This is a genomic window from Ramlibacter sp. WS9, from assembly GCF_003797765.1.
Taxonomy (GTDB): Bacteria; Pseudomonadota; Gammaproteobacteria; order Burkholderiales; family Burkholderiaceae_C; genus Ramlibacter.
On record NZ_RKMB01000121.1, the window covers coordinates 1 to 532 of the forward strand.

1 pseudogene is annotated in these 532 nt (G+C 71.8%); it reads right to left on the bottom strand.

Annotation, left to right across the window (positions count from 1 at the left end):
* A pseudogene (locus EEB15_RS33235) lies at positions 1 to 532 on the bottom strand (hypothetical protein); the annotation flags it as partial.

The following is a 532-nucleotide window of genomic DNA, read 5'->3' on the forward strand; positions in this document are numbered from 1 at the left end:
GCGCAGCCACGACAGGCGCGGCAGCAACGGCAGCGACCGGCGCAGGCGAGGCCGCGCCGGCCACGGGGGAGTTGGCGGGATCAGTCGTGGCCTTGCTGATCCCCAGGTCCTTTAGCGGCGTCCTCGGCGCGCCGTCGGCGTCCGCCGGGCGGAACGCGAGCATCCGCAGCAACACCATCTCGAAGCCGCTACGCGGATCGGGCGCCAGCGGCAGGTCGCGGCGGCCGATCAGGCCCATCTGGTAATAGAACTGTACGTCTTCCGCCGGCAACGCCTGGGCCAGGGCCAGCACCCGCTCGCGGTCGCCCTGGCCATTGTCGATCGCTTCCGGCAGGGCCTGGGCGATCGCGACGCGGTGCAGCACGTTGAGTATTTCGGCAAGCACGCCGCCCCAGTCCGGCCCCTGCTCGGCCAGGTGGCGCACCGCTTCGAGCAGGGCGCGCGCATCGCCCTCCAGCAAGGCCTGGAGCACGCCATAGACCTGGCCGTGATCGAGGGTACCGAGCATCGCCCGCACGTCTGCGGCCAGCAC